Raw genomic sequence first — 13,218 nt, 5'->3', positions numbered from 1 at the left:
CGGACTGATTGCCCCGCAGGGCGACTGCCAGCGGGTTACCGGGACGGACGCTCGCGGCTTTCTCGCAGCGTCGGCATCTCCCCCGGTTTGGTTCCCACCGCCGGCACGACCTTCGGCGTCGCGATGCGCTGGGACAGGTAGATCCCCGAGTGCCCGCTCACGAGGTAGGCCACGAAACAGGCCACCGCGATGTAAGGAGCGCTGCCCGCCCCGAAGAGTTCGATGCCCATGATCGTGCAGGCAAGCGGCGTATTTGCGGCGCCCGCGAAGACGGCGACGAAGCCAAGCCCGGCGAACAGGTCGACCGGCGCCCGCAACAGCACGCCGAGCCGGTTGCCGAGACTGGCGCCGATGAAGAACAACGGCGTGACTTCGCCCCCTTTGAATCCACTGACAAGCGCCAGGACGGTGAACGCCAGCTTCCACCACCACGAGAACGGGTCGGCGCCGCCCTCCTCGAAGCTCGAAAGGATGGTGACATCTCCCGCGTTCGGTGAACTCACGCCGAGACCGAGATACTCCCGAGTGCCAAGCATCAGGACGGCCGCGATGATCAGCATCCCTCCGGCCACGGGGCGGACGAGCGGGCTCGTCACCGCCTGGCGGAACGCCCGGCCGAGGCCGTGGACCAGCTCGGCGAACACCATCGCCGTCAGACCGAACAGGCCCCCGGCGAATGCCACCTTCGCCATGAGCACCGCATCGAAGGGAAGGTCGCCATCGGGTGCGGTGAGGGTGATGTGGTAGGCCGTGTGTTCGGTTCCCCACGCCCCAACAACGTAGTCGGCCGCCAGCGCCGCATAGAGCACCGGGATGAGCGCGCCATATTGCATCCGACCGATGGCAAGCACTTCCATGGCGAACACAGCGCCGGCGATTGGCGTCCCGAAGACCGCGCCGAAACCGGCGGCGATGCCAGCCATGAGGAGAGTCTTCTGGTCTTCCGCGCCAAGCCGGAAGACCCGGTTGAACGCGCTCGCGAGCCCGCCGCCCATCTGCACGGCAGTACCCTCGCGGCCGACCGAGGCCCCGGCGAGGTGGCTCACCACCGTGCCGACGAAGATGAGGGGGACAATCCGCGGGGGTACTCCGCCCCCCGGCTCGTGTACTTCATCCACGAGGAGGTTGTTGCCGCCTTCGACGGAGCGCCCGAATCGGTGGTACAGCAACGCCACTGTCAGTCCTGCCAGCGGCAACAGGTAGAGCAACCAGGGCCGCTCGAACCGTTCATCGGTCGCCCGTTCCAACGCCCACAGAAACGCCGAGGAGGTGCTCCCTACGACCACCGCGACCGGCGTAAGCAGGGCGATCCATTTCGCCAGGTAGCGGACGACTTCCACCTGCTCGGACGGGCGGATTCGCACATGTTCGAGCCCCTTCGCGAAGCGGGCTGCAGCGTCGGTGATTGGGCTATTCAAGGGCGAACTCTCCTACGAAATCGTAGGAGTCATCAGCGCTCACCGCGTCTGTTGGGTGAGGGCGGTTGATGGCAGGACTCCATCGCCAGATTCCGAAGCATAGTCGGCTCGATTGAGGTGGGGCAAACCAGCCCGCCCCCGAGTCACCGCGCGGCAGGGCCGCTGTTCAGGACCGCCGCCATCCCTTCAGCCAGGAGAGGATCTTGTGCCGCTCCCGTCGGACAGCAAGGGAAGCGATCTCGATGCCGGCCAGCGACACAGCGAGCGCGGCGACCTCGCCCCAGCCCAGCCGTGGCGACGTCCGGTCCGTGTCGTAACCGCCTTCGTCCAGTCCCGCCGCGCGTTCGAAGTGGTTCGCTGCATCGGGAAAGAAGAAGTTGTCCACGGTGTAGCCGACCGGGAATGCGAGCGGGCCCCCGATCACCGTCGCCCATGACCACTGCTCGCGGTGCGCCACCTCGTGGCTGGAGAGCTCAAGGATCCGGTCAACGCTCCTGTCGTCCAATCGCTTCGAGAGAAGCACATTGCCCACAAACACGCTCCCGCGGGAGAGTGGCCATCGGTCGAACGTGGACAGGTAGTACTTGTGCGCTTCGAAGTAGCAGATGTCGGCGCCGGCAAGCCTGCCATAAAAGATCGCGATGCCGGAGACTGACCATGTCATTACCTGGTCCAGCCGACCGATCGATATGGCCGCCTCAGCAGCCTGTTCTGCCGCGTAGTTCTTGATCTCGGGCGGCGGCTCGCAGCGGTCCACGCCCGTCATCGCGGTGGCTCCGCGGACAATTGCCCCGACGAAGAGCGCTGCGGAGCCCACCGCAACCGCGCCTTTCCCGACATGTTGCAGTCGCCCACCCTTGACCCTGTGGCGCAGGACCGCGGTGACGGCGATGCCGAGGACGCCGAAAACGGCGAACACCGCCAGCGCCTTCATGGCGAGCCAGGCCATCCCCGTGCATTGCTGGACCGGAGTTCGGTCCGCACTCGCTGCCCGGGGCAGGCCGGCATCGCCCGATCGTGGGTCCGGGCCGGGCTCGTCGATTGGTGGCACGGCCGCAATCTAACGCAACCAGGGCTGCCGTCCATGGAGTGCCGCTTTGCTGCCGTGCCGCCGTTGCACAGGCAACTCGATGGCTAACGTGCTGCGGCCCGTGTACTATCCCGCGGCGGCACATGCGCGCAGGAGGGACAGATTCCGTGAAAGCTGCCATCTTCCATGGGCCACACCAGCCCCTGACCATCGAAAATATCGACATCGACAAGCCAAAGGGACATGAAGTCCTCGTCCGCACCATGGCCACCGGCGTGTGCCATAGCGACCTGCACTTCGTCGATGGGCTGTACCCGCTCCCGGCGCCCGCGGTCCTCGGCCATGAACCGGCCGGGATTGTCGAAGCCGTCGGCGACCAGGTGACTTACGTGAAGCCCGGCGACCACGTCATCTGCTGTCTTTCCGTCTTCTGCGGACAGTGTGAAATGTGCATCAGCGGCCGTCCCAATCTGTGCCGCGCTCCCGAACTACGTCGTGGGCCGGGCGAAACGCCACGCCTCTCCTGGAACGGCACGCCGGTCGGCCAGTTCGCGAACCTCGGCAGCTACGCCGAGCAAATGCTGCTCCACGAGCACGCCGTCGTGAAGGTCCGCCAGGATGTGCCGTTCGGTGCCCTTGCCCTTATCGGCTGCGGCGTCACCACCGGCGTCGGCGCGGTCCTCAATACCGCCCGCATTGAAGCAGGGTCTTCCGTCGCCGTCTTCGGCTGCGGCGGCGTTGGCCTCAGCGCCATCCAGGGGGCCCGCATCGGCGGCGCCCGCATGATCATCGCGGTCGATACCGTGGAGTCCAAGCTCGCCACCGCGAAAGAGCTCGGCGCCACACATGTGGTCGATGCTTCTTCTCACGACCCCGTGCAGGCGATCCGCGAAATCACGGGCGGCGGCGGGGTCGAGTATTCGTTCGAAGCAATCGGCAGCAAGCGCGCTGCCGAGCAGTCCTTCGAATGCATCGACCGCGGTGGGACGGCCACGATCATCGGCATGATCCCGGTCGGCACGAAGATTGAGCTCGACGGCCCGGCCTTCCTGGGCGAGAAGCGCATCCAGGGGTCGAGCATGGGCTCCAACCGCTTCCGCAAGGACATGCCCCGCTACATCGATTTCTACCTTCAGGGGCGCCTGAAATTGGACGAGATGATCACTCGTACCGGGCGTCTCGAAGACGTGAACGAGGCGTTCCGTGCCATGAAGGCGGGTGAGGTTGCTCGCACCGTCCTCAAGTTCGACTGAGCAGACTTGAAACAAAGCGGCGCGGGGGTCTCGAAACCTCCGCGCCTTTGCGTTCGGAGGAATCGATGAATCGGATCGAGATCGAAACCCGGCTCAATACGGATCGCGCGTGGCTGCTCGAGACGCTCGCGGCGATGAGCCCAGCCGACCTCTACGCCCCGCGAACCCCGAGCGAACACGACCCGTCGCAGACGTGGTCGTATGCCGACCACTTCGTCCACACCACGCTGATCGAGCGAAATTGGAACGACATGTTCCGGCGGCACCTCTCGGGCGGCCAGGGGATGACCCTCGGGCGGAGTAAGGACGGCTCGCAGCAGAGCCGGGAAGAGGTCATGGCCGGGATACACCGCTGGACCGAGGACTGGGCCGCGAAGCACCGCGGCAAGCCGCTTGATGAGCTGGTGCGTGTTGGGTTGGAGACCCGCGCCGAAACGCTCAAGCTCCTGTCGGAACTGACACAGGAACAGCTCGATTCGAAAATCCCCGGGACACCCTGGGCCGATGGTACCGTCGGCGGCATCATGGCGGCGAACGCCGACCACGGCCGGACACACTTCAAATGGGCGAAGGAAGGCACACTGGCGCCGCGTTAGCGCCGCCGGTTGGCAGCCCTCAGCCGACCCACGCTTCGTTGCCCAGCGCCGAGGGCAGCGGACCACCGATCACGAACCGCCGCAGCTCCACGCGATCCGCGGGAAGGAAGCAGTGAGCGCAGGCCTTCGGGCGAGGTAACTCGACCGGCACGATGAGGCGGTGGGCGCCATGTTCCGTACACGTAAGCTCGAATTCGATGACCTCGATGTGCATCCCTCGTCCTCCCGTCCCACCGCGAATCGATCGATAGCATAGATATATGGCCCGAAAATGCTAGGCCCTAATGGCCGGAATTGTGTGAACGTTTGAACACTCCGCAGGCGCGTTCCGCTTCGCCCCGGCGACGCCAAAGCGACGGCCAGAGTCGCCCGACGGAGCGGTAACCCGGAGCGTATACTCCGGCCCGGACGGGCGGTTGCGCCCGCCACTGAGGGGGACTGCATGAGCACCGAAGAGTTTTACCTGTACGGCCACCTGCTGGGGGTCTTCCTCCTCCTCGGCGCCGCAGGTCTGAGCACTGGGGCGGGCATCGCCGTCGGCCGGGTTACTCACGCGAAAACCGTCCTTACCCTCTGCAACATGATCCGCTACTCCGAGCTCTTCGGGACTTCCGCGGGCGCCATTCTCTCTATCGTCTTCGGCTCGCTGCTGATCAGCGAAGCCGGCTACTCTTTCGGTGACCCGTGGGTGTCGGCCGCCTATGCCCTCTTCGTCGTCGTCCTTGGAATCGACCACGGCTTCCTCATGCCGCGCAACAACAAGGCCCGCGCGATGGCCGCGGCGCTCGGCGATGCACCCGTCAGCGTCGACCTGGTCCAGCACCTCACCAACCCTCTGACGACCGCCGCCGGGGTCCTCCTCGACATCTCATTCCTCGTGTTCCTCTACCTGATGATCGCCAAGCCGGGCGCCTGACACTGCCCGTTTCGGGCATCGCGGCTCTCCAGCACAAAACGAAGGCCCGCATTTCTGCGGGCCTTCGTGCGGCAATGGGACCGGTTCGGAACTTAGACGGCCAGTGGGTCGTCGACCATCTTGGCCAGGCCGGGATTGAACTGCGGAAGCCTGTCGATACCCAGGTCATCCATCAGCGTGATGTACTCGACGTTCTGCTTCTGACGGAGCTGGCCAAGCTTCTCGACGCCCTTCGACACCTTCTCGAGCCCATCGGCGAAGAGGACGACGAGCGCCTCGCGCTCGGCGTGACTGTGGCGGATCTCGTTCGAGAGCGAGGCTTCGCCACGGCCCAGCCAGAACTGGACGTTTTCGCGCCCGCGAGGGTGGTGCTGCATGTACCACGTGAGATGGCGCTTCCCGTACTCCAGGTGGCGCCGGGAGTCCCTCGCCATCAGGTCGAAGAGCTTCGCATCGAGGTCGGTCTTGGCGTAGTCGCGGTTCGCTTCGAACAACGTCAGCTCATACGACTTGTAGACGATGTCGAGGCAAGTGAGCATCTCCGTCAGCTTCAGCGAGCCGTAGAAGCCCCGGTAGAGCGTCCCGAGGGGCGCCTGCCCGAGCCCGCCGCCGTTGGCGAGCGCGCGCTTGCGAAGGGCCTCGACCTTGTGGCCCGCGTCGTAGACCTGGGTGCCGAGGAAGAGTTTCACATCGTGGAAACCGTAGCTAATCGGTTCGAACCACTTGGAGATGATCTTCTGTTCGACGAGCCCGTGGGAGCTGTACGTCGTACAGAGCTGGCACATCGCCCGCTCGATTTCTTCCGGCAGCTCTTTCAGGCCGTTCGCCCAATCGAGGTCCGTCGCCGGGATCCAGCGATCGCGGATCGCGTCTTCGTAGAGGACGTCGACGCCTTCGGCCCAGACTTCGGACTTGTCGAAGATGGTGTAGCTGCCGGGTGCGTAGTTCTCTGGCGCGGGATGGGAACCGCGAGGGGCGTCGTTCTCGTAGGGCCAGGTATCCGGCACCTGGCCGTACGTCCCGATGTTGATCCGGTCGAGAGTCAATCCTTCGGGCCCGACTTCCGCCTTCACGCCCCGCTCGGAGCGGGTCCGGATGAAGCTGAACGTGATCCGGCTCATCTGCTCGGGGTTTGCGTCGACCTTCTCCACGAACGCGTTCACGCGGTCGGAGGGCAGGCGCATGTAGGCGAGGTTGGAAACGGTCGCGTCGCGCAGCGCCGATGCTTCGAGCTTCGTCAGTAACTCGTTGGACCAGCCGAGCAGGTGGCCACGCTTCTTCGTGCTTTCCTTCAATTCCATCGTCAAATCTCCTCTGGCGAATGCAACTGCCGCCCCGGTGCGGGGCGCCAGCCTGGGGCGAGTCGCGGCAGCGGCTACTTCACGGGATCGAGGAACTCACGCATCCCTGGCGCCATCCGTTCACGGCGGTCGCCAAGGCCAATGACCTCGAGGCGGTGCATGTACTCGTTGATCTGGCGCTTGCGCATGATCATCAGCTTCATGAAGCCTTCGTCCATATGCTCAACGCCGCCGCCCGCGAGGATTGCCAGCGCTTCACCCGTCGTCGGGTTCGTCGTCAGGCTCGCCTGCTGGCTCTCGCCGAGTGCGCCTTCCTGGATGTCCAGGTAGTGGTGCAGCTCTTCCTTGCGCCAGGGCTCCGTGTCCATCACGTACTTCAGGTGGGTTACACCGAAGGCAAGGTGGCGGCTTTCGTCCTGCGCCGAGAGTCGGAAGATCTTCTTCTCCGCGTCGTTCTGGGAGATGAGCTCGCCCATCCGGAAGAGGGTCTGGACGAAGCCTTCGCCGACGAGGTGGAGCAGCGCCGTCATCTCGGTAAAGTCATCGACGCTGAGGAGGTTGATGGCGCCGAAACCCGCATCGACCATGCCGCCGCCGTTCGAAAGCGCGCGCTTTCGGAAAACATCCAGGTGGCGGCCTTCATCCATGATCTGTGTGCCGAGGAAGAGCTGGGATTCGAAGAAGTCCGGGTGGACCTGTTCCATGAACCGGCCGGGGAGGTCACCTGCGATGAACTCGACCTGGGTGAGGAACGTGCAGAGCGTGCACATTGCCCACTCAATGTCATCGGGCAGCGGCTTTAGCGTCTCCCACGGGATATCCCGGGCGCTGGCCCACTGGCGCTGCTGGGCCTCTTCGTAGAGGAGCATCGCGCTCTCGGACCAGACGTCGGCCTTGGACTTGTACTGGCGGGCGTGGCGTGGCGAGCGAATGTCGGCCTTTGCGCCGCGTGGACCGAAGACGGCGATGCCGGCCTCGGGCTTGCCTTCGACACCGTAGGTCATCTGGTTCACGTCTTCCAGGGTGAGGCCGCGGCGGCCCGCCTGGATGCGCATTCCTTGTTCGGTATCGAGGTTCAGCCAGTCGAAATTGAGGCCCGGGGCCTCGACAAAAGTGGGAGAGGAAGCCATTGCATACTCCGCTGGCCCGGGGCATTCGGGCCTGGATAGGCCAAATATATCCGATGTATAGGCACATGCGAAGTGTTTCGGTGAAACAAATTGGCGTTTGTCAATGATCACGATCATATAGTTCGGCCCAGAGGGGCGTTGAGCGGCCCGGCCGGCGCTTCGGTGCTGTCTTGTGCCCCTATCCCTCGATACCCTGTCCCATGTGGAGTACCAGGTCCCAGAGCACATCGCCATCCACCGGAGGGATGGCCGTACAGAGGTGCTGCTTCACCGCGCCATGGCTGTGATTGGCCCAAATAAGATCGAGATCAAGAGCGCCCGCGGGACGGTGATCCTTCCGCTCATCGGTCTGGCCGCGGCCGGTGCCATCGGTTGGTTCATGGCAACTCGCGGTTTCAGCGTCCCTTTCTGGTTGCTCGTGTTGCTTCTGCTCACGTGCATGATCCTCGTACCGTTTTCCGCGATGAGCCTGATCAGTTCGGTCGTCGGTGCCGACGTTGTGGTGGATGCGCGCAAGGGTTCGGCCACCTGGCAGCAGGGCTACCTCGGGATGGGAATTGGCACGAGGGAGTTCGTCCCCTTCGAGAAGATCGATCACCTCGAAGTGACCGTGGAAGGCGACCAGCCCGACCGCTGGCATGACAACGTCGATGACCTCCGCCAGTTCGCCCTGGTGCTCGTGAAGCAGAGCGGCAAACGGCTCATCCTCGCCCAGGTCCCGGTCCCGGCCTACGGCCAGGCCGATGGCATGGACCGCACGCTCGCCGTCGGTCAGGCGGTCGCAAAGCTGGTAGGTTCTACGGTGACCATTCCCGAAGGCTGGGAGATGGTCGAAATTGACACGGATACCGGCGAGCAGGTGGCGAATTCCGCCCCGCCGGCGAAAGGGAAGGCCAGTGCCCGACGACGCTAAAGAACTGCTGAGGCACGCAAGAACAGTCGCCGTGGTTGGTCTGGATTCGCGAACGGACCGGGTCGCTTACCGCATAGCGAAATACTTGAAGGAGCACGGCTACACCGTCATCCCCGTCCACCGGGGGCAACACCCGGCGGAGGAAGTGCTCGGCGAGAAGGCATACGCGTCTCTGCGCGACGTGCCGCAGCCGGTTGACCTGGTCGATGTGTTCGTCCGCTCTGAGCAGACCGGCCCCATCATCGACGACGCGATCGCCATTCGGGCGAAAGGTGTGTGGCTCCAGGCGGGGATCACGAACGACGCCGGGCTCAAGCGCGCGCGCAAGGCCGGCCTCGTGACGACCCAGGACCGCTGCACGATGGTGGTGCACCGGGACGAGTTGGCCTAGGTGTAGTTCCCACAGCTAGTTTCGGCGATTCGCCACCCGGGCATGCTGAACCGTCGCCCCGGAGCCGCTTGAGTTGGGGCTTCCTGAGCCCCCTACCGTCCCGCCAGCCGTCCCAGCGCGAACGCCGCCCGCTCCACGCTCGGATAAACGGGGATGCCCCGCGCAGCGAAGTCGTCGCGGACTTCGTCGACGATCGCACGGTGCTCGCGGTTGTTCGTCTCGGTCGCGCCGAGGACTACCGCCACCTGCTTCGCCGACGTCTCGCAAATCTGGGCGAGACGGTTGCAGGCGTGCTTCAGCCGGTCACTTGCGTCCGGGCGGCCGAAGAACCAGTCCTCCCCGACGTTCGCGATCGCCAGGTCGTAGGCGGCGCTCTCCAGCATCAGTTCCAGTAGTCCGTTCGAGGAAAGTCCCGAGCCGGCGAGAATCGACTGGTCGACCGGGTTCCCAACCCAGTCCGCAAGCCCGGGCGCTTTCTCACGCACTCTCCGCCGGACATCATCCGGCAGGGGGACCACCGTGAATCCGTTCTCTTCCGCCGCGTCGGCCGATTGGACGCTGCGACCTCCGCCCCCGCCGACGATGGCGATGTTGCGGCCCCCGCTGCTCGGGAGCATGTCGGCCCCGAGCATCAGGTCGAGCAACTGTTCCTGGTTGCGGGCCTCGTGCGCGCCTGCCTGCTTCAGGACGGTGCTCCAGAGTTCTGCCGTACCGGCGAGGGCGGCCGTGTGCGAAGCCGCCGAACGCGCTCCGGCCTGGGTGCGCCCTGCCTTGTGGATGATCACCGGCTTCTTCGCCGCCGCGGCTGCGAGCCCTTCGTAGAACCCCCGCCCGTCCGGGACGCCCTCGACATAGGCGCCGATGACCGTCGTCTCCGTGTCGTCGGCCAGGTAGCGCAGCATCTCTCCCGGCGTCACGTCCAGTCCGTTGCCGTAGTTCGCAACCTTCCCGAACTTCATGCCGCGAGCGTTTCCGCGGGTAATGACCTCGACGGCATTGTTGCCGCTCTGGCTGAGGAACGCGACGGTGCCCGTGGCCACAGGGAGGTCCGGCCGGAAGGAGAGCCCGCCACCGGGGTGGTAAAGGCCCATGCCGTTCGGCCCGAGGATGCGGACACCCTGCGCGGCGGCGCTGGCAGCGATCTGGCGCTCGAGGTCCGCTGCCTCGTCATCTCCGGTCTCGCTGAAACGCCCCGTAAACAGGTGGAGGAACCTGACGCCCTTCTTGCCGCACTGGTCGACGAGGTCAAGCACCGCCCCAGCCGGGAGGCACGAGATCACAAGGTCGACCTCCCCGGGCGCGTCGGTTAGAGCCGCATACGCCTTCAGGCCGGCAACTTCATCGGCGCTCCGGTTTAGGGGGTAGATCGGCCCCGCGAAGCCCATGTTCTTGATCGCCTGCACGTAGTCGTGCCCGGGGCTGTCGACGTTCGTGGAGGCGCCGGCGATAGCTACGGAGCGGGGGCGAAAAAGGCGGTCGAGGTCGGGGGTGGTGGGGAAGCGTGACACGCGGGCGATTGTACAGCGGCCGGTATGCGATTCCGCCGCCCTTCTGTAATCAGACCCCCCGCTTGTCGCCCCAGATGAGGATGTGCAGGCGGGAGCTGAACCGGTAGCCGCGCTGGGCGCAGACTTCCGCCAGCCATGGGCTGCGTGCGTTCAACTGGGCGGCGGTTGTGCCTTCGGGCATCAAGACTACCCGCCCTGCTGGGACCCCGAACCGTTCGCGCAGTGCCTCGACTTCGTCCAGGTCGTTCATGTCCTGGACGACGAACTTGAAGAACGCGCTTTCGCGGCCCGCGAAGTCTCGCAGCGGTCCCTCCGGCAGCCGCTCCAGGCCTTCGTTGCCCGAGTGCGCCAGCTTCGGCGAGACGTTCCACTGGTCGATCGTGCCGCCGAGTTCTCCGGGCGCGATCGTCCCGTTCGTCTCGACTTCGATGCGGAGCCCCGCCGTCTTCAGCAGCGACACCAGGGGGACGAGTTGCCGCCGCTGGATAAGCGGTTCACCGCCGGTGATGACTACGTTGCGGGGCGCACGCGTGAGCACATCCACGGCGATGGCGTCCGCCGGCAACTCCGTAATCTGCTCCGATTTGTCGAAGCGCGACCAGTCCCACGTGTAGGCCGTGTCGCACCAGGTGCAGCGCAGGTTGCAGGTGCTGAGGCGGATGAACGTGCTCGCCATGCCCGCCGAGACACCCTCGCCCTGCACCGAAGAGAAGACTTCCGGCTTTCCGTCGGCCATGCGCGCCAGCAAGAGATTCCGGCCTTCGCCTGGTGCCGTCTCATCCATCAGCGCACCGCGAGGGCCGGGTCCGAGATCCCCGCGGCCGCGAAACCCGCTGCGCGGAGCTCGCAGGAGTCGCAGGCGCCGCACGGGCGGTCGAGGCCGGCGTAGCAACTCCACGTCAGTTCGAGCGGTGCACCGATGTCGGCGCCGTAGCGCACGATGTCGGCCTTGGACATCGTGATGATCGGAGCTTCGATCCGGATGGGCACGCCGTACGCGGCACCGACCTTGCTCCCGAGTCGGATGACCTCGGTGATGGCTTCGTAGAACTCGGGCCGGCAGTCGGGATAGCCGGAGTAGTCGATGGCGTTCGCACCGACGAAGATCGCCCCTTCGAGAGTCGCGGGTGCGTTCCCCCGGCGCTCGATCGCATCGAGCAGCCAGCTTTCCAGCGCCGCGGCCGCCAGTGTCACAAAGAACGTGTTCCGCAGCGGAACGTACGTGTTTGGGATGTCCGCGGCCATGGCGCCGGGATCGCGGTTCTCCGGCAGCGGCACCGAGTGGCTGGTGAGCGAAGAAAACGAAGCGAGCCCCCCATAGAAAGAGGCGTCAACTACGGCCAGTTCGATGCCGAGCCGCTCGGCGACGGCGCGGGCCGACTGCAACTCGCGCACGTGCCGCTGGCCGTAGCCAATGCTCAGCGCGCGGACTTCGTGGCCCTGCCGCACGGCGTGTGGGCGACCGTCGTCGAATCAAGCCCCCCGGAGAGCAGCACCATCGCATGCACACGACGAAGGTAGCAGGCTTCGGCGCCGCGGGGCAGCTGGCAGGCTCGTGCCCAATGCCGGCGGTACACTCGCGAGATGCAGCGCGCTTCGCTCTCGCGGCTGGATTCCTTGACCGGACTGCGGTTCTTCGCGGCATGGATGGTCGTTGTCCACCACTTTGCGAACTTCGCGGGGTTGCCGGGGCTTTGGCGCTACCAGGGTTTCGGCGCCACGGGCGTCACGTTCTTTTTCGTGCTTTCGGGCTTCGTCCTCACCTGGTCGTTCGTCCCTGGTGACACGCCACCCCGGTTCTACTGGCGGCGCTTCGCCCGCATCTGGCCGTTGCACGCTGTCACGACCGTGCTGGCGCTGCCGGTGTTCTACTCCATGCGCGACGTTCCGTATGACTGGACCGCCATCGGGCTCTCCTTCCTCCTGCTGCACGCCTGGGTGCCCACCGTGACAACCTATTTCGCGGGGAACCCCGCCTCGTGGACGCTCTCCTGCGAGATGTTCTTCTACGCACTGCATCCGTTCATCGTCCGGCCGTCGCTTGCTCTGCGGCCGCCGGCATTGGCTGTCGCGACGGCGGTACTGCTAGCACTGGTGTTCAGCGTGGCGCGCTGGTCGCCCGACTGGTTCTCTCTGCGGATCGTGGGCTGGCTGCTGTACGTTTCGCCGCTGTTCCGCGTGGGCGAATTCGTTCTCGGGATCGGGCTGGCGGCTGCACTGAAGCGCGGCTTCCGGGTCAGGCTTGGGGTGATCCCCGCCGCGCTCCTGGTGGCGGCGTGGTTCCACGTCCACTACCAGTTGAGCGCCGACTTTCCGGCGGAACTGCAGAAACTCACGTCGCAGGCTACCTACGTTGTATTGCCGGTGCTGTACGCCGCGCTCATCGCAGCGGCCGCCCAACTCGATGTGGACGGAGCGCGCTCGTGGCTTCGTGCGAAGCCGCTTGTCCTGCTTGGACAGTGGTCCTACGCGCTGTATCTCGTCCACGCCACGATCATCTATGCATTGATCGACTGGATTGGCGTGCGCGGCAACAGCGACTGGAACGTGCTCTGGCTCCTGGGTGTTTCTTCCGTCTCCATCGCTGTTTCGGCCGGGCTGTACTACGTCGTCGAACACCCCATCGAACAGCGGTTGCGTGCGTGGCAGCGGCTTCGCACGGTTGCCGTCGCCAGCGAGGCTGTCGAGCAGACGTAACCACTCGATCTACGTGAACCGTGCTCTGCGCCGGTCGCCTGCTGTCCCGCGGCATCGAGAGTTCA

General features: G+C 65.3%; 14 protein-coding genes and 1 riboswitch. Of the genes, 6 read left to right on the top strand and 8 right to left on the bottom strand.

Features of this window, described 5'->3' with window-relative positions; all coding sequences use genetic code 11:
* Positions 1-35: 35 nt before the first annotated feature.
* Entirely contained in the window at positions 36-1,364 is a 1,329-nt protein-coding gene (locus IPG14_RS12375; protein ID WP_343392275.1) for a voltage-gated chloride channel family protein, read from the bottom strand.
* A gap of 70 nt (positions 1,365-1,434) precedes the next feature.
* A riboswitch (Fluoride riboswitch) is annotated at positions 1,435-1,514 on the bottom strand.
* A gap of 70 nt (positions 1,515-1,584) precedes the next feature.
* Entirely contained in the window at positions 1,585-2,469 is an 885-nt protein-coding gene (locus IPG14_RS12370; protein ID WP_343392028.1) for a hypothetical protein, read from the bottom strand.
* 146 nt (positions 2,470-2,615) lie between these two features.
* Between IPG14_RS12370 and IPG14_RS12365 the strand changes: the two genes are divergently transcribed.
* On the top strand, positions 2,616-3,701 hold the full coding sequence (locus IPG14_RS12365; protein WP_343385855.1) for a Zn-dependent alcohol dehydrogenase: 1,086 nt from the start codon (positions 2,616-2,618) through the stop codon (positions 3,699-3,701).
* A gap of 65 nt (positions 3,702-3,766) precedes the next feature.
* A complete protein-coding gene (locus IPG14_RS12360; protein ID WP_343385854.1) occupies positions 3,767-4,297 on the top strand; it encodes a DinB family protein in 531 nt (176 codons plus the stop codon).
* Positions 4,298-4,316: 19 nt separating this feature from the next.
* On the opposite strand, the gene IPG14_RS12355 is transcribed toward IPG14_RS12360, so the two are convergent.
* Complete coding sequence (locus IPG14_RS12355) at positions 4,317-4,511, bottom strand: hypothetical protein (RefSeq protein ID WP_343385853.1); 195 nt, start codon at positions 4,509-4,511, stop codon at positions 4,317-4,319.
* A 228-nt stretch (positions 4,512-4,739) separates the two neighbouring features.
* Between IPG14_RS12355 and IPG14_RS12350 the strand changes: the two genes are divergently transcribed.
* Complete coding sequence (locus tag IPG14_RS12350; protein ID WP_343385852.1) at positions 4,740-5,213, top strand: DUF2269 family protein; 474 nt, start codon at positions 4,740-4,742, stop codon at positions 5,211-5,213.
* 92 nt (positions 5,214-5,305) lie between these two features.
* Here the strand turns inward: IPG14_RS12350 and IPG14_RS12345 are convergent, their stop codons facing one another.
* The gene (locus tag IPG14_RS12345; protein ID WP_343385851.1) at positions 5,306-6,514 is read right to left on the bottom strand and encodes a hypothetical protein; all 1,209 of its coding nucleotides are present in this window, start codon (positions 6,512-6,514) and stop codon (positions 5,306-5,308) included.
* Positions 6,515-6,588: 74 nt separating this feature from the next.
* Complete coding sequence (locus IPG14_RS12340; RefSeq protein ID WP_343385850.1) at positions 6,589-7,644, bottom strand: ferritin-like domain-containing protein; 1,056 nt, start codon at positions 7,642-7,644, stop codon at positions 6,589-6,591.
* A 202-nt stretch (positions 7,645-7,846) separates the two neighbouring features.
* Here IPG14_RS12340 and IPG14_RS12335 point away from each other — a divergent pair, with 202 nt between their 5' ends.
* Together IPG14_RS12335 and IPG14_RS12330 are read left to right on the top strand one after the other, a co-directional pair.
* Positions 7,847-8,557 (top strand): hypothetical protein, encoded by a 711-nt coding sequence (locus tag IPG14_RS12335; protein WP_343385849.1) that lies wholly within the window; start codon positions 7,847-7,849, stop codon positions 8,555-8,557.
* Complete coding sequence (locus IPG14_RS12330) at positions 8,541-8,948, top strand: CoA-binding protein (protein WP_343392027.1); 408 nt, start codon at positions 8,541-8,543, stop codon at positions 8,946-8,948. The genes IPG14_RS12335 and IPG14_RS12330 overlap by 17 nt, the downstream gene beginning before the upstream one ends.
* Before the next feature lie 92 nt (positions 8,949-9,040).
* Here the strand turns inward: IPG14_RS12330 and IPG14_RS12325 are convergent, their stop codons facing one another.
* The 3 genes from IPG14_RS12325 to IPG14_RS12315 are packed head-to-tail and all read right to left on the bottom strand — an operon-like array spanning position 9,041 to position 11,905.
* On the bottom strand, positions 9,041-10,456 hold the full coding sequence (locus IPG14_RS12325; protein ID WP_343392026.1) for a CoA-binding protein: 1,416 nt from the start codon (positions 10,454-10,456) through the stop codon (positions 9,041-9,043).
* A 49-nt stretch (positions 10,457-10,505) separates the two neighbouring features.
* Positions 10,506-11,240, bottom strand: a complete 735-nt coding sequence (locus IPG14_RS12320) for a 7-carboxy-7-deazaguanine synthase QueE (RefSeq protein ID WP_343392025.1) — start codon at positions 11,238-11,240, stop codon at positions 10,506-10,508.
* Entirely contained in the window at positions 11,240-11,905 is a 666-nt protein-coding gene (locus IPG14_RS12315; RefSeq protein ID WP_343392024.1) for a 7-cyano-7-deazaguanine synthase, read from the bottom strand. Before IPG14_RS12315 ends, IPG14_RS12320 begins: the two co-directional genes overlap by 1 nt.
* Positions 11,906-12,040: 135 nt before the next feature.
* On the opposite strand from IPG14_RS12315, the gene IPG14_RS12310 reads away from it, so the two are divergent.
* Positions 12,041-13,153 carry an acyltransferase gene (locus tag IPG14_RS12310; RefSeq protein ID WP_343392023.1) on the top strand — a complete coding sequence of 371 codons (1,113 nt, stop codon included), beginning with the start codon at positions 12,041-12,043 and terminating at the stop codon, positions 13,151-13,153.
* Positions 13,154-13,218 lie beyond the last annotated feature (65 nt).

The organism is Candidatus Amarobacter glycogenicus (assembly GCF_016704105.1).
In the GTDB taxonomy this organism is placed as follows: domain Bacteria; phylum Chloroflexota; class Dehalococcoidia; order Tepidiformales; family Tepidiformaceae; genus Amarobacter; species Amarobacter glycogenicus.
Note: the sequence above shows the minus strand (reverse complement) of the source record. Positions and strands in the feature narration are given on the sequence as shown.